A 19,724-nucleotide genomic window follows, 5' to 3' on the forward strand; every position below is an offset into this window, starting at 1 on the left:
ACGACGCGAAGCGTCCAAAAGCGCCATGCCGGCGCGCCGCAGCTCAAGGTTTAGAGCTAGAAGGCCTGAAGGAGCGACATTGCGAAAGCAGCCACTCTCCGGCTGAGGTGTCGGACGCAATCGCCTCTCCCTTGGATATCTGCAGGACCTCCGAGCGAACGAGTTCGGCACTTTCCGAAGAGTCAAAAACATCCTCGTCGGTGGAGTCGACGGCAAAGCCCGGAAGTGCCGAATTCTCGAGCTTCCCCGACGCCACAAGCTGGCCACATAAGCCATAGTAGTAAGCAGCACGCTCGTTCGCGGACAGACCAATATCACCAGCCACGAACATGCTGACGTGGAACGTTTCGTGCGCAACAAGATCTGCGATATTGGCCAACGTCTCTTCCAAGTTCCGCATCTGGGGCGCAATTAGAGTCAATTTCGGCCCTCTGCCGAATCTAAAGAAGCTCCGGTGATAATCAACGCGCGCCGGAACAATCCGGATTTCAACCGAGACATGATCGACGGCTGCTTGTTCAAGTACGAAGCGAAGCGCCCTGGACGCAACAAGGCAGACATCTTTTACGGGGACATTCGTTCCGCTTGCGACAGCCACTTTCACGTATCGATCTTCACACCGCACCGAACTAGCGAAACGAATATTTTCTCGCGCACCCTGCGTAAGGACTTCAGACTGAGTGATAAATAGACCGAATCCCGAGCGAATGGTGTGCTTGTTCATTCCCTCCACAGAAAAATGCGGCAAAGCAGAACCATCACTCTGTCCGGCAAAGAGTATGGCCAGGACGAAGACAAGCAAAGCCCTTCCCAATTTCAATTCTTCGCAACCCGAACTACCGCACCCAAAATAGCCACCAAAGCGTTCAACATTCAACTCCTCAAAGGCAACAGACCGATCTTCAGATAAAAACCATCCAAAACACATTTAATCGACTAACATCAAGAGGGCCGAGGCCCTCTTGACGGAGCAGCTTACTGCTGTTGGCACAGGTTCGGTGATGGGTAAGTAGTACAAGGTGGGTTGCCGTAGACCGTAGCGGTGAACGAAGCAAGCGACTGACCTTCATACTTTGTAGCGACCGCCATCGTTTTCTGGCCTTGGAACGCGGAAGTGAATGATGCTGTTTCATAACGAATGCTATCAGCGTCACCAGCATTGGCGTACGCCCAGGAGTTGACAGCATCAGGGTCGGCGAGGCGAATAATAGTTCCAGATTTCACATATGCAAAAGACTGCGCCGCAACAACAACGTTATCACTGGACCGGACGAGCATCACGCTGACAGTGCCAGTCGAGGGATAGGGAATAGTAGAGCCAGAAGTGTCGATCTGAAATTGAGCCGCATCTGCGGTGAGATCCAGAGCAGCTCTGGCCAGGGCATTTATTATGTTCTCTTTTCCACCGCCGCCACCGCCACCGCCACCACCACCACCACCTGCCTTCTTTTCCCATTTAACTTCGGCACCGGCTTTACACTCTCCGCCTCCGCCCGCCTTTGCGCTGCACTCTCCATAGGCACGCACAGAAGTGTTGTACGTAGCACAGCCCGCCGTGCCAATAGAAATTAACGACAATCCAATACTGGGGAACAATGCTGTTTTATTCACAGGAACCTCCGTTTCGCTGGGATTCAGCGTGAGCGATACTATCGGCACGACTCGTATGGAACCATCGAATCCATCACATTTCACTCACTCGCCCGGCACACGAAATATTTTAAAAGCTGTCCAAGTTGCAATGTGAGAAGGAAGAAAGGTAGCCGCGACAATTCCGCTGGGCATATCGCGGAACATCAGCAGTGCCAAAGAAATTTGCACAGTGGTGACAATTGCCTCAAGCATCGGCAGTGAAAAAAATCTACTTCTACGCCCTTTCTTCCAGTCACAACATCCAATCCGATGACAACCCAATTTCGCAGATATGTATATTACCCCGGTTAAAATAGAGGAAATATCAATTAACGGAAGAACGAGAGATGGCGAAAATGCAACAGACCCAACAGCACAGACCCAAAGCACCGAACTCAGTAGCGCGCCTGTCCAGCTTACTGATCCATCGCGCCTGACTAGACCACGCAACTGAACCCCATAAAGCATTGCCAATCCCCAGCCGCCGCCAAACGCCAAGGCGAGAATCAAATTCTGACCGTGTCTATCCCACACCAGATAGCCAAAGATTGCTGACGCCACAATTCCAGTCAATGCACGCAAGTTCACGATAACCAGATCAGCAAATATCGCCCAACAGCTTGGAGCAAGCGCTTGATTATCCGTCATCTACTCTTCCTTGATTTTTCGGCGTCAAGTCCAACAAGCGACTTTTTCGACTGGAAACCCCGTAACAATATGCTAACTGTGGGTACCTGCCCAGACAATACCATCACTACCCAGACGGCAAACGCAAGTGCGCGGCGCAGCCCACCTCCGAACCTGGATCAACCATCGACACTACTAGATCGCCGGCCCGGGCGGTGATCTGCGGCTTGCTGCCAATGGAGAAACCCAGCTGCTCCAGCCACAGGCCGCTCAGGCGCAGGACCGGGACGCGCTGGTCGTCCGTGTGGCGGTGCAACACGGGATAGGTCGGGGGGCACAATGGATGGGCTGGCTGGTCGCATGACGGCCGCTTATTGCCTCAGACGCCTCACTCCCTTTGCTCGCGTACTGACGCTCCCTGCATCCCAGGGCAAGCCCCGCACCACTAGTCCAGACCTCTCCGGCGGTGCATCCGTGCCGCATCCCGCCCATGCCGCGATCAATGCAGCCGCCCGCCTCCCGCAGGCGACGTCTCCCACTCCACCGCATAGACCGCCCGCTCCTCGCGTACGCCGTTGGACGTGGGTTCGTGCAGCGGCTGGCGCTCGATCTGCAGCAACAGCGCCCGCATCGCGTTCGCTGCGTCGCAGAGCGTGTCGCCCACCGCTGGCCGGGCCCGCCCATCGGCCACGCAACCCCACCACGACCACCGAATAGGTCAACCTGAGCCCGTTACTCTGAGGTCTTTGGGGCGTCTGTGCGGGAAGGCGGCTTTTCGCGTCATTTCCTTCGTCACGAATGGGGGTCGATCGGCTAAGCTCCGAGCCTTGACCAGGGGATAGGCATCAGGGGGATAGGCATGATCAGAGCGATCGCAGTGGCGTTGTGCATGATGGCGCTGCCGGCGGCGGCGCAGTCGGCTTACAAGTGCTCGGACGGCAAGTCCGGCGCTGTCTATCAGTCAATGCCGTGTGCGCCGGGCAAGGAGCAGAAACGGTGGCAAGCGCCGGCCGCTTCGGGCGAACAGCCCCGCCGCCAGGTCGATGACACTCGGGGGCGTCCTGCCACTGGCCAGCCCAGCATGGGCGCGCAGATGATCACCTTCACCGGCCAGCCCAGTCCGGAAGCCTGTGCGCGTGCCAAGCATATTCGCGACCAGGCATTGGCTGATGCATCGATGAAGGGCGAACGTGAGTTCCACCAGACCTTGGCGCGCAACGTCGACACTGCCTGCAAGTAGCAGGCGGGTTTGCCGCGCCTGCCGACCTGCGCTTACAGGTTGGAAACGGGGTCAGGTTCACTTACAGCCAGAAGTGAACCTGACCCCGTTATTCCTGCTCACTCCCTTTGCTCGCGCACTGACGCTCGCTGCATCCCAGGGCTGGCCCCGCACCACGAGGCCAGCCCTCTCCGGCGACGCATCCCTGCCGCATCCCACCCATGCCGCGATCAATGCAGCCGCCCGCCTCCCGCAGGCGGCGTGGCCCACTCCACCGCATAGACCGCCCGCTCCTCGCGTACGCCGTTGGGCGTGGGTTCGCGTAGCGGCTGGCGCTCGATCTGCAGCAGCAGCGCCTGCATCGCGTTCGCTGCATCGCAGAGCGTGTCGCCCATCGCTGGCAATGCCTGGCCGGCGCGCGCGGTGGCATCGCCGGCCGCCACCGCCCGGGCATGGGCCGAGACGGTCTCGGCCAGCAGGGTGAGTTGGTCGAGTTGCGCCAGCGTGACACGGAAGGCGCTGCCGCCCACGTCCGGCACCATCGCGACGGTGGCAGCGGGCCGGGCGCCGTGCATCGTGTCGGTCCGCTGCGCAGGATAGGACAGCGCGTCCAGCACCAGCTCCACCTGGTCGGCCAACAGCTCCAGACAGACCGCCAGCTCGCCCATGCGCACCTTGGGCTCGGCGGCACGCTCCTCGTCCGGCGTGCGCGGCTGCGCCAGCCGGACCAGGAACCTCACGTGATCGCGCAGCTTCGCCAGCCGGAACTGGCTCTCCTCCGGCAGGAAATAGCCGGGCATGTCTTCATCGTCCAACCGGTCGTACGCCATCGTTGCCTCCTCGTTCCATGAAGGGTCCGCCCGCCACGCAGGGCGGACGGGAAGTCGGGAGGTTCGAAACCGCAGACAGCCGGCGGGCGTATTTCCCCGAAGGGTGTTGTATTAGCCGCCCTCCCGACGCAGGCATCGCGTCGGCTTGCGCCCGAGGATCGGGCACAAAAAACCCACCGGTTTGTCGGAGGTGGGTACCGCTGTCTGAGGAGTTTCGACGCTCCTTGTAACTGAGATTGCATCCGGGAGAGGGAAGTTGTCAATAGCCACTACGCCTTTAAAGAGCGCTCCATGGCGGCTGCCCAAAAAGGTGAGGGGAAGTGATTCCTACATCCACGGATCGACTCGCGACCATGGCTGATGCCTACCTACGTTACTCGCGATATCGACTCGCTATTTCTGCTAAGACATGGACTGCAGGCTATAACTAACTATACTTGATGCACGCTTTCTATCGTACAATCGGCCAACTAACTGCATTCAGATAGGGGAGGTTGTTTCGTGGGTAAGGATGCCAAACTTCCGTCCGAGGCGGCCCTCTGGCCGTTGCTCGTCAAGACTGTGGAACTGCGCAGAGAGTATCGCCTTCGCTCAAAGAAATTTGATCAGAAGCGCATCGCCTCTGATCAAATTCAAGTTCATTTAGAGCTTGGGTGGACAATTCACAAGAAAGTTAAAGGCCGGGCAACGATCCGGCGGGACAAATCTCTAGATGAAAGAGTCGAGAATCTATGGTGGATTCTCCTGTACAAGATGGGCTACAAGGAACTAAACGCAGGGCGTTCATTTCGCGTTCTCTCGAAGAAAAAAAAGGAAGACGCGAGCGAAATACCGTTCAGCACATTTGCGTCGGACGATGAAACTGTAATCGTCACACGCTGTAAGACTGCAGAAAGACTTAAGCGCAGCAGCGTAACAAAAGATCTGGAGGAATTTTCCGCCTGCAAGGGCGAAGTTTCGAACGCGATAAAATCGTTTTACACTGGATTCAAGCCAAAAATAATTTGGTTTTTCTTGACTGAAAATATAATTTGGTCGGAATCCGATATTGAGTATGCATCCAAGCACAATATCAAAAGGGTAACTGAACAAGAACTCCCTTACTTTTCTCAGTTGGCAGACCTATTAGGAAAAGCAGCTCGGTTTCAATTCCTTGCTGAGCACCTTAAAGACCAGCCCATTCCCGAAATGACTGACGTAAAAGTTTCCGCCACCAGATCCAAACTAGGCGGAAAGTACTTTTATTCTTTCGTATCGACTCCTAGACAGCTGCTTAAGATCGCCTTCGTCAATCATCGAACTCTAGACGACCCGGAGGGATTTCCTACGTACCAAAGGCTCATACAAAAAAGTCGCCTCAAGTCTATCAGCACATATATTCTTGAAGGTGGATTTTTCCCAAACAACCTTCTAGTAAACTTTAGTAAAACACCGCGATTCGATATTACTCATAAAGATACAGCAACTGATGTCCATTTCGGCGCACTGTATCTTCCCAATACTTATAAGTCAGCTTGGATCATTGACGGCCAGCATAGGCTTTACGGCTACGCGTCGCTACCTGATCTTTACCTAGATCAAAAACTTGTAGTGGTCGCCTTTGAAAACATCTCGAAGGAAGAGGAGGCGGCCATGTTTGTGACCATAAACCATGAGCAAAAGTCGGTACCGAAGAACCTGCTAGATGATCTAGAAGGCCAACTAAAATGGGGGTCTGACAATCCCACCGAGCGAATTGGCGCGCTAGCGGCTCGCGCCATTCAAAGCATGAACAAAGATATCGCAAGCCCTTTATATAGTCGCTTCTCAGCTGAGGGAATTAAGGGCAGTAATCGCGCATGCCTCACTGTTCCTCAGGTCAAACTTGGAATGAAGCGATCAGGCCTATTCGGGACGATCGAGAAGGGCGCATATCACCCAGGGTTAATTTGCGGAGGCACAGACAACGCTACACTCGTACGTGCGACCAAGCTGCTTAGCGGGTATTTCCGACAGTTTCAAGAGGCTGACGTTTCGCGCTGGGAAAGTGGACGTCTAGGCAAGCTCTGCACTAACGACTCAATTCAGGCTCTAACGCTCTTGCTTGGCGAAATAATTCGCCATCTATATGAGGAAGGATCTATTAAAGGAAAAGCCAGCGAAAGCGAGGTCCTTGAAAAAGCGATCAATTTTATTGAACCACTCTTGGATTTTTTCAAGACTGTATCTCCAGAAAAAATAGATGCCTTCCTCACAGCTGGCTACGGGAGTGGAGCTCCGAGAACGCTCTTTCTTAGATATTCTAACATTCTGCATCAGAAATGCGTAAAATTTGCTCCGGAAGGACTTGGCGACTGGGAGAAGGCGCAATCTGAAGAATCAAAGAATTTGGCTGACTTTCAAGTCCAGCAAATTAATATATTGACGATTCAACATATATTTAGCGTTTTCCGTTCAGCTTATGGCACTGAAATGAGCGGATACTGGGAAAAAGGTATACCACAGGGTAAAATCAAAAGCAGCGCATATGGTCGATCCCAAGAATATGACATCGATTCACGACTCCCACTTGAGTCATACCTCGACTTTATCGATCTAAAGGAAATTGTCGAGCACAAGTCTCGCTGGCCACTATTCCAAGATGTCCTTGACATCCCAATCGAAGGACAGAAAGGAAACGCCAAGAATCTAAAGTGGATGGACAGATTTAACGAGATACGAAGAATCCCGGGACATGCCGCGCCAGGACGTGGCTACAGCGTCGCTGACTTCGAACTCTTAAATTTGGTAGCCGTCACCCTCCAGACTCGCATTAACGGCTACGACTATGAAAGCATTAAGCCAGAAATCGTCTGAAAAAAATATCACTCTGCCATTTCTAAAATGGGCCGGCGGAAAGCGTTGGCTAGCCCGAATTGAGGGAATTGCAGAACGGATTCCAAAAGACGGCCGCTATGTGGAGCCTTTTATGGGGAGCGCCGCGATGTTTTTCCACGCAACTCCAAAGCGGGCACTGTTGAACGACTTCAATCGAGAGCTAGTTGAGACATATCAAGCAATCAAGGTTGACTGGAAGGCAGTTGTTGTGTTACTTGCGCGTCATCAACGCTTCCATTCTGAAGACCAGCAATATTACTACCAAGTCAGATCCTCCTCCCCCGACTGCATGTTTTCACGGGCAGCTCGCTTTATATATTTAAACAGGACATGCTTTAACGGCCTATATCGAGTCAATCGCAAAGGTGAATTTAACGTCCCGCGGGGAACGAAAAATACCGTAGTGATGGACACCGACGATTTTGAATCAATTAGCGCAAAACTTAAAGCGGCGAACTTAACCCATGGCGACTTCGGTCAAGTCATAAAAAAATGTCGCACTGGTGATTTTATATTTGCCGATCCGCCATACACGGTAAAGCATAATAATAACGGATTTATCAAATATAATGAGCAGCTATTCTCTTGGGCAGATCAAATTCGTTTACGAGACGAGCTTGTAGCAGCGGCCGAGCGTGGCGCCGCCATTATGGCTACCAACGCAGATCACCCCTCAATTCATGAACTCTATTCCGATTTTGATGTCGTGATTGCTGAGCGCTCAAGTGTTATGGCGTCAGTAGCAGAACGCCGGAAACGCACTACAGAGGTTGTGATCACAATGAATCTTGCTTAGCAGTCAGGAGATATAAAGACTCTAGTTCTGTCAATTTTTAATTGTGCGCCGTGGAATGCGCGGCGTCATTAGCCAGCCACAAATTCGTCAACCGCTGCGCTGACAGTGCTTTTTATTATTGCCGCACGAGCTTCACCAACATAATAGACAGCATCGAGTTGCTCGTGAGTCGCTTCAAAGAGATCTCGAACGGTCGAAAACCCAGCATCCACCAGCCTTGATTTAATGGCCGCAGAAAGATCGAGCAACTCAATACTTTTATTCAACAACATTGCTACCGGAGAGCGCCCTTGCCCGCTAGCGCCGCAAACGTCGCATGGGCCCGACGTATCGGCCATCGGGTGACCATTCGAGCACTCACCACTAGGCTCAAGCATTGCTTCATCGGAAATTGCCTGCCAAAGCTCTGCCCCACGCCCAACCTCAGCATGAATCCGGCTCGTCATTCCCTCAAAAAATATAAGCCAATCGGAAGGAGCAGGACTTCTTCGAGGAAAGTAGGTCGATATGACATTATCTCTAAATATAAAGCCTGGATGCAACAGATAAAGGGTCCCACCCTCTCGCTTGCTTAGCCGAGTAGGCCCCTCTGGAACTATCACATTCGCAGCCACTAAAAGCTTTATTCCTGCTTGACAAAGGTACGGAACCTGCATCGAGTTAGTTAGTGCGAGATAGCCACGCGGCTTTTCAGATTCGTATGGCCCAGGACTTTCGCTTATCTTGCTTCTCAGCTCATAAAGGAGCAGCTCCGCTACTTTAAGCAAACGCGGATCCAAATCCTTAATAACGCCCGGCACCATGTTGTCCAGATGCTTGTCCGTCACTGTATTTATCGCGGTCCTAATATCTTCAAATCGCAAACTGGATATCGGCCGGGATCCAAGCTGCGTTTGAACCTGCGCGACCAGCTTCAGCAAGCCGCGAGGATTTCCGTTAGAACAATAAAAAAGGATGCCAACCCAATCGTTGTTAGCAAGTAGCGCATCAAAGAAGCTACGACTATTATCCTCAGCAACCAAAGCTCGCCGACTAAGCAGATCGCGGAATGCCTGGATATTCGAGGGCCGCGGCAGGTCTCCTAATGGCACAACGACAGCATCGTGCCCGTAGCTGAAATCAAGACCATAGCGAGTCACTGCCGGATAAACAGATATTTTAAAAGCCAGACCTGGATCGTAGAGCGATTTAATGCACGTAAAGAAGGCGCCTTGCGCCCTTGTATCCAAAGCGTGAGCAGCATCATCCAGAAACAGGACGAGCAGTTCAGCACACATCGCAACGCGAACAGCGCGCAGTATCTCTAATGTATATGTATAACCCCGAAGACCAGCGACAACATGCGGCTTTAGCCCAAGTGCCTGAAGGTGAGCATTAACAGCGTGGGGATCACGATATGTCGTCTCAAGGACCCCAACAACGCTGTTCCAGTCAATTAACCCGAGATCTCCTATGCTATTGGCAAAACCACGCCCCTTTACATCAATCACGACATCCTTAACGGCGCTCAATATCCTCGAATTAATCCATGCCTTAAAATTATCGAGAGAACTAGATTCAACATCTCCACCCGAGGAAGGCGGTATGGTCGCCAAGTAACGCTTAAAGGTCGTGTGGACCGCGAGTGTATCGCCAGAGCTCTGATACTGCGCCTTCATCCGATGCGCAGCGGTGCGCATTAGCATGGTTTTTCCCGCGCCGCGGCAGCCCTCTAGCAAAATATTCTCAGCTGTATACATTCGCTGCAAAGTTGCTGCCCAAGGCCCTTCTACGACGAGCTGCTCGACAGTATCAATCGGCAGATTGTCTGCCTGCAGCTGCAGTGAATAATCAGCCATACATTAGACCCCAATAATCGAAAAAAAAGGCAGATTGAGCTCTGCAATAAGACCAATGTCTTCCACTGCAGTGTATTTAGGATTGGCCGGATCCAACGAGCCCGACCTCAAATCCGTCAACATGCTTTCATCCAAAGACAGACTTTCTGTCAGAAAGCACACCCAGTAGACACCAATTACATTCGCCGCCTCTTTGAGTGCCCGATGTCCATGCTGACCGAGCGCTTTCGCGCATTCTTCTGGACCAGATGGCAACTTCGGCCTGAAAGTTCCATGCACCCCTTGACTGAGAGTAGTGAATATTCTTTCAGTACGCTTTAGTATCTTCTGATCTCCCGGAATGCCCGACTTCTTAAAGGCGGCCATTGTCGCATTAAATCTAGAGTTATAGACCGCCGCAAATTGATGCTTTTCCCCAGACTCAGCTATCAATTGATGCAGCATTAATCTGTGACTCGGCTTATCCCCAAAATTTACTTCTTCTTCTACTTTCCAAGCAATACGACTGATAGGAGATTCAAGAAAATAGAGCGCGAATATCGCCTGTTCAAACCAAGAGCGCCATAAAGTATAGGCCTGCTTTAGGAAGCCGAGTCGAGCGAGCTCGCACCCTGCAATAAGGTCTTCCGACGCGGATTTGATAAGTGGCCGAACTTGATCGACCTGTTCTTTTCCAAGTGTTAATTCAGCACAACTGAGATAAATGGACTGAAACTGCAAAGCGTTTCGCTCGAGCGAAATCAAGTCCTTCGTGGCGCCCTTCAGGAAAAGACTCTCCTTCATCCCCCAAGCCGGCCTAGCAAGCACGAGACTACGCCCCAGCTTGTAGGCTAACCAAGAACTCCCAATTCTTGAATTACGCGTCCATATCGATGGCATCGGGCGTCTCCATTTGCTGTTCCAATTTGACCATCGTCCTTGAAGTCAGACAAGGGCATTAAAAAAACAAGCGGCCGGAAGGCCGCTTTTTTTGTCTGACCTCAACGCAGCATAAAGCCCCTTCCGAATTCACCTTCTCCACGTCGATCTTGTACTGCTTGATCGCCCGAGCCACATCCTTCCCGGTCATCTTCACATCTTTCGCCAGCGCCGCAATCGCGGCATGCGCGATGTAGTACCGGTCCCCACTTCGAAGAAGCGGCGTAGATTGGCCCTGGTTTCGGAGCGGCCGAAGCCATCGGTGCCAGCAGCATGGTGTACAGATTCTGGGCGGCAAAGGAGCGCGCCACGTTGCGATCACTCGTGACCGATCGCAACACCAAAGCTAGCGTCCTCTCCCATCACGCAGCCACATCCACATACTCAACCTGACTCGAAGGCAGCGGAATCACTTCCCCATCCTCGCGCATGCCAGCCAGATGCAGCTCGATCGCCTCGCGGATCAATCCTTCCACCTCCGCGGTCGTCGCGCCCGTCGCCACACACCCCGGCAGATCCGGCACGTACGCGGAGTAGTTGTTGCCCGCTTGCTCAATAACGACGGCGTAGCGCATGGCGATTACCTCTTCAGGCCGGCTTGCTTCAGGATGCTGTTAAGGGTGCCGGGAGCCACATCATCGCTCGGCTTGCCGGCCACTGTCACGCGGCCTGGGTAGACAGGATGCTTGAATTGGCGGTGGCTGCCTGTCTGGCTGACTTGCTGCCAGCCTGCGTCCTTGAGTTGTTGCAGCACGTCGCGGATTTTCGGGGGCATGTTCGCGGTCCTTGCGAATGCGGGGCCGGCCAGGGGAAGAGCGCCCTCTTCCGCTGCGGCCCCTCTCCCGCGTGGCGGGAGAGGGGCAGAGCGTTATTGCCTGGTGGGTCGGTTAGACGCCAACCGGATTAGCCTTCTCCGGATCGATCTTGTACTGCTTGATCGCCCGCGCCACATCCTTCCCGGTCATCTTCCCATCCTTCGCCAGCGCCGCAATCGCGGCGTGCGCGATGTAGTACCGGTCCACTTCGAAGAAGCGGCGCAGGTTGGCGCGGGTGTCGGAGCGGCCGAAGCCGTCGGTGCCCAGCACGGTGTAATGCGTCGGCACGAAGGCGCGGATCTGGTCGGCAAAGGCACGCACGTAGTCCGTGGCCGCGATCACCGGGCCCTGGCGCCCTTCCAGCAGCTGGGTCACGTAGGGCTTGCGCTGCTCGCCTTCCGGATGCAGGCGGTTCCAGCGCTCGGCGTCGAAGCCGTCGCGGCGCAGTTCGTTGAAGCTGGGGCAGGACCAGATGTCGGCGGTGACGCCGAAGTCCTTGTCCAGCAGCTCCGCCGCGGCGATGGCTTCGCGCAGGATGGTGCCCGAGCCCAGCAGCTGCACGCGCAGTTCGCCCTTCTTGGGCTTGCCGGCGTCGGTCAGCAGGTACATGCCCTTGATGATGCCTTCTTCTGCACCGGCCGGCATTTCCGGGTGGGTGTAGTTTTCGTTCATCAGGGTGATGTAGTAGTACTCGTCCACCTGCTCTTGCATCATCCGCTTCATGCCGTACTGCATGACCACGGTGACTTCGAAGCCGAAGGTGGGGTCGTAGCTGCGCACGTTGGGGATGGAGCCGGCGATGACCTGGCTGAAGCCGTCTTCGTGCTGCAGGCCTTCACCATTCAACGTGGTGCGGCCGGCGGTGCCGCCGAGCAGGAAGCCGCGGGTGCGCATGTCCGCCGCCTGCCAGGCGATGTCGCCCACGCGCTGGAAGCCGAACATGGAGTAGTAGATGTAGAACGGCAGCATCGGCACGTTGCTGACCGAGTAGCTGGTGCCGGCGGCCAGCCACGAGGAGATGGCGCCCGGCTCGCTGATGCCCTGCTGCAGCACCTGGCCGGACTGGTCCTCGCGGTAGAACATCAGCTGGTCGGCGTCCACCGGCTTGTACTTCTGGCCGAACGGGGCGTAGATGCCGATCTGGCGGAACATACCTTCCATGCCGAAGGTGCGCGCTTCGTCGGCCACGATGGGCACGATGCGCGGGCCCAGGTCCTTGTCGCGCAGGGCGATGTTGAGGCTCTGCACGAAGGCCATGGTGGTGGAGTAGCTGCGCTCGCCGCTGGACTTGAGCAGGCGGTCGTACTTGTCCAGGCCGGGCACGGTGAAGGACTGGTCGGCCTTGCGGCGGCGCTGCGGCAGGTAGCCGCCGAGCGAGGCGCGGCGTTCCTGCAGGTACTGCACTTCCGGCGAGTCCGGGCCGGGGTGGTAGAACGGCACCTGCTCGGCGTCGGCCAGCTGCTTGTCGCTGAGCGGGATGTTGAAGCGGTCGCGGAACGCGCGCACGGCGTCGTCGTCCAGCTTCTTGGTCTGGTGGGTGGGGTTGAGCGATTCGCCCGAGGAGCCCATGCCGTAGCCCTTGACGGTCTTGGCCAGGATCACGGTGGGCATGCCCTTGGTGTTCACCGCCTGGTGGTAGGCGGCGTAGACCTTGTGCGGGTCGTGGCCGCCGCGGTTCAGGCGCCAGATGTCGTCGTCGGACAGGCCGGCGACCATGGCCGCGGTCTCCGGGTATTTGCCGAAGAAGTTGGCGCGGGTATAGGCGCCGCCGAAGGCCTTGCAGTTCTGGTATTCGCCGTCGACGGTTTCCATCATCAGCTTGCGCAGCACGCCGTCGGTGTCGCGCGCCAGCAGCGCGTCCCAGTAGCCGCCCCACAGCAGCTTGATGACGTTCCAGCCGCCGCCGCGGAACACGCCTTCCAGTTCCTGGATGATCTTGCCGTTGCCGCGCACCGGGCCGTCCAGGCGCTGCAGGTTGCAGTTCACCACGAAGATCAGGTTATCCAGGCCTTCGCGGCCGGCCAGGGCGATGGCGCCCAGGGTTTCCGGCTCGTCGCTCTCGCCGTCGCCGATGAAGCACCACACCTTGCGGTCGGACTTCTCGATCAGGCCGCGGTGCTCCAGGTACTTCATGAATTGCGCCTGGTAGATGGCGCTGAGCGGGCCCAGGCCCATCGACACGGTGGGGGTCTGCCAGAAATCCGGCATCAGCCACGGGTGCGGGTAGGAAGAGATGCCCTGGCCGTCCACTTCCATGCGGAAATGGTCGAGCTGGGTCTCGTTGATGCGGCCTTCGAGGAAGGCGCGGGCGTAGATGCCCGGGGCGCTGTGGCCCTGGATGTAGAGCAGGTCGCCGGGGTGCTTGTCGGACGGGGCGCGCCAGAAGTGGTTGAAGCCCACGTCGTACAGGGTGGCGGCCGAGGCGAAGGAGGCGATGTGGCCGCCCAGGTCACCGGGCTTGCGGTTGGCGCGGACCACGGTGGCCATGGCGTTCCAGCGGATGATCGAGCGGATCTTCCACTCGATGGCCGCATCGCCCGGGCTCTTGGCCTCGTTGGCGGGCGCGATGGTGTTGACGTACTCGGTGGTCGGCGAGAACGGCAGGTAGGCGCCGGAGCGGCGGGTCAGTTCGACCATGTCCTCCAGCAGCTGATGCGCGCGTTCGGGGCCCGCGACATCGATGACGGCCTTGAGCGATTCGATCCACTCCTGGGTCTCAGTGGGGTTCGGATCGTTCTGCAGCACCTCGTTCAACCAGTTCATAGCGCTCCCGTAGGTCGCACGCACGCGCGCGATTGCATGTGTTTTTCGAAGCCTCCAAGTGTAGCGCAACCGCCCCGCCGGACCTCGTACGCCAGCGTATGGAACGGACTGTCACATTGGCCCGGGACAGCGCGCGACACCCGGCGCGCGGCGGGGCGCGGCTGCGCTTATGATCGGTGCCGACTCCCGCGGAGCGCCGCCATGACCGCCCTCTCGTCAGTGCAGGACGCTTCAGCGGTCGCCTGGCGGCACAGCCTGCGCACCCGGCTGATGCTGTGGGGCAGCCTGATCCAGGTGGCGCTGCTGCTGGGCCTGGCGGTGCTGTTCTACCTGGGCGCGCGCCAGGTGGTGGTGCGCAATGCGCGCGAGGAGGTGGCCGGGCTGGCGCAGCAGACCGCGCGCAGCCTGGATGCGACGCTGGGGTCGGTGCAGGTGAGCGGGCGCACGCTGGCCGCCGGCGCCTCGGCGGTCGGGCGCCAGCCGTTCAACCTGCGCAGCCTGCTGCACGCCACGCTGGAGGGCGACCCGGACATCGCCGGGGCGCTGCTGGTGATCGAGCCGGGCACGCTGAAGGGCGACGACCGCGGCTTCGCCTGGCACCTGCGGCGCGCCAACGGCCGCGTGACCGAGCAGCCGGCCGATGCGCTGGGCTACGACTACCGGACCATGCCCTGGTACCGGCGCACGCTGACGGCGCAAGCGCCGTGGTGGTCGGAGCCGTACAGCGACGCCTCCACCGGCGGCGACTACCTCACCACCTACAACCTGCCGCTGCGCCTGCCCGGCGACGGCGTGCAGGCGCCTGCGATCGGCATGGTCAGCGTGGACGTGCCGCTGAAACGGCTGCAGGCGATCGTCGGCGAGCTGCCGGCCAATGCCGGGCTGCAGCCGATGCTGCTGTCGCCGGACGGGCTGTTCGTGCTGCATCCGGACCCGGCGCTGCGTTTCCACCGCACCCTGGAGGCGCACGTGGCGCGCGCGCGGCCGGACCTGTCGCCGTTGGCCGCGGCGGTGGCCGCGCACGCACCGGTGCGCTTTTCCCACACCGCGCCCGATGGCGAGCGCTACCTGACCCAGAGCGCGGCGGTCGGCGATACCGGCTGGACCTTCGCGCTGACCGTGTCCGAGGGCTACATCGTGGCCGGGCTCAACCGCATCGCGCTATGGGTGGGGCTGGGCGGCGGCACCGCGCTGCTGCTGTGGCTGTGGCTGCTGCACCGCTACACCGCGCGGCTGGCGCGGCCGATCGAGGACCTGACCAATTCGGCGGGGCATTTCAGCCAGGGCGAGTTCGACTATCCGCTGCGGCATGTGGAGCGGCAGGACGAAGTGGGGGTGATGGCGCGCGCCTTCGACAGCGCGCGCGGTTCGATCAAGCGCCAGCTGGCGGAGATCGCCACGCTGGCGCAGGCACGGCAGCGCATGCAGAGCGAACTGTCGATCGCGCGCGACATCCAGCAGGCGATGCTGCCGGACGGGCGCACCTTCGACAGCGCGCACAAGCACCTGGAGACCTATGCGTTGCTGGAGCCGGCGACGATGGTCGGCGGCGATTTCTACCAGTTCTTCGAGACCGAGCCGGGGCTGCTGTGGTTCGTGGTCGGCGACGTGTCCGACAAGGGCGTGCCGGCGGCGCTGTTCATGGCGCGGGCGATGACCGTGCTGGAGGTGGCCGCGCGCCGCCACAACCGGCCGGACGCGATCCTGATCGCGGCCTCGCAGCGCATGGTCGAAGGCAACGAGACCTGCATGTTCGCCACCGTGCTGTGCGGGCTGATCGACGTGCACAGCGGCGACTACTGGCTGTCCAGCGCCGGCCACGAGCCGCCGGTGCTGCTCGGCGCCGACGGCCATGCGCAGTTGCTGGCGGTGGAATCGGGGCCGCCGCTGGGGATCGAGCCGCAGACCCGCTACCCGGTGGTGCGCGGGCGCCTGGCCGCCGGCGCCACGCTGTTGAGCTATACCGACGGCATCACCGAGGCGATGGACACGCAGCAGCAGGCCTACGGCCCCGAGCGGCTGCTGGCCGCGCTGGAAGCGGGCATCGATGCGCAGGCGCAGTGCGCGCGGGTGCTGGCCGCGGTGCATGCGTTCACCGCGACCGCACCGCAGTCCGACGACATTACCTTGCTGGCGATCCGCTTGCGCCAGGATCCGACGCGGGAGGGAAGCACATGAAACTGAGGCTGCAGATGGTGCCGGCGCTGGACACGCTGGCGCAGCTGAGCGACACGCTGGAGGCCGCGCTGCTGCGCCACGGCGTGGTCCTGGACCACGTGAACCGGGCGCGGCTGATCGTGGAGGAACTGGCCTGCAACACGCTCGAGCACGGCCACCTGGCCAGCGAACAGCCGCCGGTGGAAGTGACGTTGCAGGTGGACAGCGGCGCGCTGGTGCTGGAATTCCACGACAGCGGCCCGGCCTTCGACCTGCGCAGCGCACCGCCACCGGACCTGGACGCGGACATCGCCGAACGCCCGATCGGCGGCCTCGGCCTGCACCTGGTGCGGCAGCTCGCCGACCACATCGACTACCGCCACGACGCCGGCCGCAACGTCGTGCGCATCACCTTGCTGCAACCCTTCGACCCCGCCCCCCAGGAGTTCCCCGCATGACCACGTTGAGCCTGCAGATCGACCCCACCCAGGACAGGCGCCAGCGCATCACCCTCAGCGGACGCCTGGACACGCATACCTACCAGGCGCTGGACGAGGCATTGGCGCCGCTGCTGGCCACGCAGATCACCACGCTGGTGCTGGACCTGTCGCACCTGGACTACATCAGCAGCGCCGGCATCCGCTCGATCTTCAAGGCGCGCAAGGTGCTGGCCACCCGCGACGGCCGCGTGCTGGTGGTCAACCCGCAGCCGCAGATCCGCAAGGTGTTCGACGTGGTCAAGGCGGTGCCGTTGAACGAGATCTTCACCTCGGTGCAGGAACTGGACGACTACCTGGACGAAATGCAGCGGCGGGTGCTCGAGGAGGGCGAGGGCGGCTGAGCTGGGTTCGTCGCGGCTGAAACCGCTCCTACAGGGAAGCGTGCGGATCGCCGGCGCGCTGCATTGTGGGAGGGACTTCGGTCCCGACAGCGTCCGGAGCCGGAGCGCCTGACGATGCCGTTCGTCGCGGCTGAAGCCGCTCCTACAAAAAGCGCGCGACCGTCGAACGTGCGCGATCAACCCCGACCGGTGCACTGTAGGAGGGGCTTCAGCCCCGACAGACAGGCACCGAAGCCGAGCACCGACCGATCCCGCGTCGCGACTGAAGTCGCTCCCACAGAGGAAACCTGCAGATCGCCGACGCGCCGCATTGTGGGAGGGACTTCAGTCCCGACAGCGTCCGGAGCCCGAGCGCCTGACGACGCCGTTGGTCGCGGCTGAAGCCGCTCCTACAAAAAAGCGCGCGACTGTCGAAAGTGCGCGACCAACCCGACCGGTGCACTGTAGGAGGGGCTTCAGCCCCGACAGGCAGGCACCGAAGCCGAGCACCGACCGATCCCGCGTCGCGACTGAAGTCGCTCCCACAACGATGCTGCACAGCGCACCGCGGACTGCCCGCAAGGCCGGCCTTGTCTTCCGGTACCACTTCCGGCCCCGCGCTTTTTGTGGGGGCGACTTCTTCTGTGGGAGCGACTTCAGTCGCGACGCGACCAACCAAGCCGCGCCCCGCACACCACACGCCGCGCAACACCAAGGCGCCAGCCACCTGCCCGGCCGCGCCGCTGAACGATCCCCCACCCCACCTGCACAGGCCCCGCCCTCACGGCCTTGCCCGCCACCCAGATTCGATATATCGTTTCGCAAAACTTAGACATATCGAAACGATGCCCCGCCCGACCGACCCCAGCCACCGCCACCCGCGCCGCCTGTTCGACGAGGACGGCCCCGGCCGCGGCCCACATGGCCGCGGCGGCGGCCGCGGCAGCCGCCCGCTCGGCCATGGCGACCTGCGCCTGCTGCTGCTGGCGATGATCGAAACCCAGCCGCGCCACGGCTACGAGCTGATCCGCGCGGTCGCCGATCTGTTCCATGGGCTGTACACGCCCAGCGCCGGCACCGTCTACCCGACCCTGGCACAGCTGGAGGCGCAGGGCCTGGTGCAGGCCGATGCCGGTGCCGCGCGCAAGCGCTACGCGATCACCGCCGATGGCCTGGCCTTCGTGCAGGCGCAACGCGCGCAGCTGGACGCGGCGGTGGAACGCACCCACCACAGCGCCCGCGCGCTGGTCCGCGCCAATGTGCCGGCGCCGGTGCGCGAGGCGATGCGCCGGATCAAGCATGGCCTGCTGGCCCGGCACGGCCGCTGGACCGAGGCGGAGATCGAACGCGTCGCGCAGCTGCTCGCCCAGGCCGCCGACGGCATGGAACGCGATGGCGATGGTTGAGCGCTGCCCGCACGCCGTTGCCGCACCTCCTTCTTCTGCGCAGGCGCAACGCGCCGCTCCCCCTTTCCCCAAGGACCTTTTCGCATGAACACCCATGAAAACCGCCTGCTGCGCCATCCGCTGCGGATCCGCCACCTGCAGGTGCTGCGCACCCAACCGCTGACCCCGCACATGCGCCGCATCGTGGTCGGCGGCCCGGCGCTGGACGGCTTCGTCAGCGCCGGACCCGACGATCACGTCAAGCTGTTCTTCCCCAACGCCGACGGCGCATTCGTGCTGCCGACGATGACCGACAGCGGCCCGGTCTACCCGGCCGATGCCGCGCCCTCGCCGGCGCGCGACTACACCCCGCGCCACTACGACGCCGCGACGCAGGAACTGACCCTGGATTTCGTGCTGCACGGCGACGGCCCGGCCTGCCGCTGGGCGGCGCGGGCCAACCCGGGCGACCCGCTGGTGGTCGGCGGCCCGCGCGGCTCGTTCGTGGCCGCCGACGACTACGACACCTACGTGCTGATCGGCGACGAGACCGCGCTGCCGGCGATCGGCCGCTGGCTAGAGGAGTTGCCGGCCGGCGCGCAGGTGGAGGCGCTGATCGAGATCCCCGGCTTCGCCGACCGGCAGGCGTTGCCGTCGCGCGCGCAGGTGCGCATCACCTGGCTGGAACGCAATGGCGTGCCCGTGCTGAGCAGCCAGTTGCTGGAAGATGCGCTGCGCGATTTCGAAGTGCCGGACGGCGACGCGTTCTACTGGATCGCCTGCGAATCGGCACGCGCGCGGATGATGCGCAAGTTCGTCGAAGGCCGGCTCAACGTGCCTAAGGAATGGATCCGGGCGACGGGGTATTGGAAGTCCGGGCGCGAGGAAGAGGCGTAGGCCTGTGCGCTTGCGCGCTCGATCGATGTGGATGCGGGTGGTTTTCATGGGTCGGGACTGAAGTCCCTCCCACAGAGAACATGATTGCTGGCCGGCCACGGTAGGAGCGGCTTCGGCCGCGACGCTTCTTTGGTTCGATCGATCCGAACGTTTCCTTCTCCTGTCGCGGCT

General features: G+C 59.7%; 19 protein-coding genes. 8 read left to right on the top strand and 11 right to left on the bottom strand.

What is annotated here, in order from left to right:
* Nucleotides 1–43: 43 nt before the first annotated feature.
* The 5 genes from HDC36_RS15430 to HDC36_RS15450 form a co-directional block, all read right to left on the bottom strand.
* A complete protein-coding gene (locus HDC36_RS15430) occupies nucleotides 44–928 on the bottom strand; it encodes a hypothetical protein (RefSeq protein ID WP_179568993.1) in 885 nt (294 codons plus the stop codon).
* Between the two features lie 47 nt (nucleotides 929–975).
* On the bottom strand, nucleotides 976–1,611 hold the full coding sequence (locus HDC36_RS15435; RefSeq protein WP_179568995.1) for a hypothetical protein: 636 nt from the start codon (nucleotides 1,609–1,611) through the stop codon (nucleotides 976–978).
* Nucleotides 1,612–1,695: 84 nt separating this feature from the next.
* The gene (locus HDC36_RS15440) at nucleotides 1,696–2,280 is read right to left on the bottom strand and encodes a hypothetical protein (protein WP_179568997.1); all 585 of its coding nucleotides are present in this window, start codon (nucleotides 2,278–2,280) and stop codon (nucleotides 1,696–1,698) included.
* A 106-nt stretch (nucleotides 2,281–2,386) separates the two neighbouring features.
* On the bottom strand, nucleotides 2,387–2,599 hold the full coding sequence (locus HDC36_RS15445; RefSeq protein ID WP_179568999.1) for a SymE family type I addiction module toxin: 213 nt from the start codon (nucleotides 2,597–2,599) through the stop codon (nucleotides 2,387–2,389).
* Nucleotides 2,600–2,758: 159 nt separating this feature from the next.
* Nucleotides 2,759–2,923, bottom strand: a complete 165-nt coding sequence (locus HDC36_RS15450) for a hypothetical protein (protein WP_343204353.1) — start codon at nucleotides 2,921–2,923, stop codon at nucleotides 2,759–2,761.
* Nucleotides 2,924–3,118: 195 nt separating this feature from the next.
* Here HDC36_RS15450 and HDC36_RS15455 point away from each other — a divergent pair, with 195 nt between their 5' ends.
* Nucleotides 3,119–3,499, top strand: coding sequence for a DUF4124 domain-containing protein (locus HDC36_RS15455; RefSeq protein ID WP_179569001.1), 381 nt, complete (start codon nucleotides 3,119–3,121; stop codon nucleotides 3,497–3,499).
* A gap of 209 nt (nucleotides 3,500–3,708) precedes the next feature.
* Here HDC36_RS15455 and HDC36_RS15460 read toward each other — a convergent pair whose 3' ends face one another.
* Nucleotides 3,709–4,308 (bottom strand): hypothetical protein, encoded by a 600-nt coding sequence (locus HDC36_RS15460; protein ID WP_179569003.1) that lies wholly within the window; start codon nucleotides 4,306–4,308, stop codon nucleotides 3,709–3,711.
* A gap of 501 nt (nucleotides 4,309–4,809) precedes the next feature.
* On the opposite strand from HDC36_RS15460, the gene HDC36_RS15465 reads away from it, so the two are divergent.
* Both HDC36_RS15465 and HDC36_RS15470 read left to right on the top strand, forming a co-directional pair.
* Nucleotides 4,810–7,143, top strand: a complete 2,334-nt coding sequence (locus HDC36_RS15465; RefSeq protein ID WP_179569005.1) for a DGQHR domain-containing protein — start codon at nucleotides 4,810–4,812, stop codon at nucleotides 7,141–7,143.
* Entirely contained in the window at nucleotides 7,115–7,960 is an 846-nt protein-coding gene (locus HDC36_RS15470) for a Dam family site-specific DNA-(adenine-N6)-methyltransferase (RefSeq protein ID WP_179569007.1), read from the top strand. Before HDC36_RS15465 ends, HDC36_RS15470 begins: the two co-directional genes overlap by 29 nt.
* A 68-nt stretch (nucleotides 7,961–8,028) precedes the next feature.
* On the opposite strand, the gene HDC36_RS15475 is transcribed toward HDC36_RS15470, so the two are convergent.
* The 5 genes from HDC36_RS15475 to aceE all read right to left on the bottom strand — a co-directional run bounded on the left by HDC36_RS15475 (nucleotide 8,029) and on the right by aceE (nucleotide 14,294).
* The gene (locus tag HDC36_RS15475) at nucleotides 8,029–9,798 is read right to left on the bottom strand and encodes a hypothetical protein (protein ID WP_179569009.1); all 1,770 of its coding nucleotides are present in this window, start codon (nucleotides 9,796–9,798) and stop codon (nucleotides 8,029–8,031) included.
* A 3-nt stretch (nucleotides 9,799–9,801) separates the two neighbouring features.
* Complete coding sequence (locus tag HDC36_RS15480; RefSeq protein WP_179569011.1) at nucleotides 9,802–10,581, bottom strand: hypothetical protein; 780 nt, start codon at nucleotides 10,579–10,581, stop codon at nucleotides 9,802–9,804.
* 497 nt (nucleotides 10,582–11,078) lie between these two features.
* Nucleotides 11,079–11,291, bottom strand: coding sequence for a type II toxin-antitoxin system HicB family antitoxin (locus tag HDC36_RS15485; protein WP_053841641.1), 213 nt, complete (start codon nucleotides 11,289–11,291; stop codon nucleotides 11,079–11,081).
* 5 nt (nucleotides 11,292–11,296) lie between these two features.
* Nucleotides 11,297–11,491 (bottom strand): type II toxin-antitoxin system HicA family toxin, encoded by a 195-nt coding sequence (locus HDC36_RS15490; RefSeq protein ID WP_058360914.1) that lies wholly within the window; start codon nucleotides 11,489–11,491, stop codon nucleotides 11,297–11,299.
* 112 nt (nucleotides 11,492–11,603) lie between these two features.
* Complete coding sequence (gene aceE / locus HDC36_RS15495) at nucleotides 11,604–14,294, bottom strand: pyruvate dehydrogenase (acetyl-transferring), homodimeric type (RefSeq protein ID WP_179569013.1); 2,691 nt, start codon at nucleotides 14,292–14,294, stop codon at nucleotides 11,604–11,606.
* Nucleotides 14,295–14,495: 201 nt separating this feature from the next.
* Between aceE and HDC36_RS15500 the strand changes: the two genes are divergently transcribed.
* From HDC36_RS15500 to HDC36_RS15520, 5 genes are all read left to right on the top strand, one after another.
* A complete protein-coding gene (locus tag HDC36_RS15500) occupies nucleotides 14,496–16,472 on the top strand; it encodes a SpoIIE family protein phosphatase (RefSeq protein WP_179569015.1) in 1,977 nt (658 codons plus the stop codon).
* Nucleotides 16,469–16,909 (top strand): ATP-binding protein, encoded by a 441-nt coding sequence (locus HDC36_RS15505; protein WP_179569017.1) that lies wholly within the window; start codon nucleotides 16,469–16,471, stop codon nucleotides 16,907–16,909. The genes HDC36_RS15500 and HDC36_RS15505 overlap by 4 nt, the downstream gene beginning before the upstream one ends.
* Nucleotides 16,906–17,292: an STAS domain-containing protein gene (locus HDC36_RS15510; RefSeq protein ID WP_179569021.1), complete on the top strand. Its 387-nt coding sequence runs from the start codon at nucleotides 16,906–16,908 to the stop codon at nucleotides 17,290–17,292. The genes HDC36_RS15505 and HDC36_RS15510 overlap by 4 nt, the downstream gene beginning before the upstream one ends.
* A gap of 824 nt (nucleotides 17,293–18,116) precedes the next feature.
* Nucleotides 18,117–18,677, top strand: a complete 561-nt coding sequence (locus HDC36_RS15515; protein ID WP_179569023.1) for a PadR family transcriptional regulator — start codon at nucleotides 18,117–18,119, stop codon at nucleotides 18,675–18,677.
* Between the two features lie 84 nt (nucleotides 18,678–18,761).
* Nucleotides 18,762–19,553: a siderophore-interacting protein gene (locus HDC36_RS15520; RefSeq protein ID WP_179569025.1), complete on the top strand. Its 792-nt coding sequence runs from the start codon at nucleotides 18,762–18,764 to the stop codon at nucleotides 19,551–19,553.
* Nucleotides 19,554–19,724 lie beyond the last annotated feature (171 nt).

This window comes from Xanthomonas sp. JAI131, from assembly GCF_013410075.1.
Taxonomy (GTDB): Bacteria; Pseudomonadota; Gammaproteobacteria; order Xanthomonadales; family Xanthomonadaceae; genus Xanthomonas_A; species Xanthomonas_A bonasiae.

Bases quoted from the DNA above. Each gene is read 5' to 3' on its own strand.
- HDC36_RS15475 (WP_179569009.1), bottom strand. From the start codon at position 9,798: ATGGCTGATTATTCACTGCAGCTGCAGGCAGACAATCTGCCGATTGAT.
- HDC36_RS15500 (WP_179569015.1), top strand. From the start codon at position 14,496: ATGACCGCCCTCTCGTCAGTGCAGGACGCTTCAGCGGTCGCCTGGCGG.
- HDC36_RS15460 (WP_179569003.1), bottom strand. From the start codon at position 4,308: ATGGCGTACGACCGGTTGGACGATGAAGACATGCCCGGCTATTTCCTG.
- HDC36_RS15520 (WP_179569025.1), top strand. From the start codon at position 18,762: ATGAACACCCATGAAAACCGCCTGCTGCGCCATCCGCTGCGGATCCGC.
- HDC36_RS15515 (WP_179569023.1), top strand. From the start codon at position 18,117: ATGCCCCGCCCGACCGACCCCAGCCACCGCCACCCGCGCCGCCTGTTC.
- HDC36_RS15440 (WP_179568997.1), bottom strand. From the start codon at position 2,280: ATGACGGATAATCAAGCGCTTGCTCCAAGCTGTTGGGCGATATTTGCT.
- HDC36_RS15490 (WP_058360914.1), bottom strand. From the start codon at position 11,491: ATGCCCCCGAAAATCCGCGACGTGCTGCAACAACTCAAGGACGCAGGC.
- HDC36_RS15480 (WP_179569011.1), bottom strand. From the start codon at position 10,581: ATGAAGGAGAGTCTTTTCCTGAAGGGCGCCACGAAGGACTTGATTTCG.
- HDC36_RS15485 (WP_053841641.1), bottom strand. From the start codon at position 11,291: ATGCGCTACGCCGTCGTTATTGAGCAAGCGGGCAACAACTACTCCGCG.
- HDC36_RS15510 (WP_179569021.1), top strand. From the start codon at position 16,906: ATGACCACGTTGAGCCTGCAGATCGACCCCACCCAGGACAGGCGCCAG.
- HDC36_RS15455 (WP_179569001.1), top strand. From the start codon at position 3,119: ATGATCAGAGCGATCGCAGTGGCGTTGTGCATGATGGCGCTGCCGGCG.
- HDC36_RS15505 (WP_179569017.1), top strand. From the start codon at position 16,469: ATGAAACTGAGGCTGCAGATGGTGCCGGCGCTGGACACGCTGGCGCAG.
- HDC36_RS15470 (WP_179569007.1), top strand. From the start codon at position 7,115: ATGAAAGCATTAAGCCAGAAATCGTCTGAAAAAAATATCACTCTGCCA.
- aceE (WP_179569013.1), bottom strand. From the start codon at position 14,294: ATGAACTGGTTGAACGAGGTGCTGCAGAACGATCCGAACCCCACTGAG.
- HDC36_RS15430 (WP_179568993.1), bottom strand. From the start codon at position 928: ATGTGTTTTGGATGGTTTTTATCTGAAGATCGGTCTGTTGCCTTTGAG.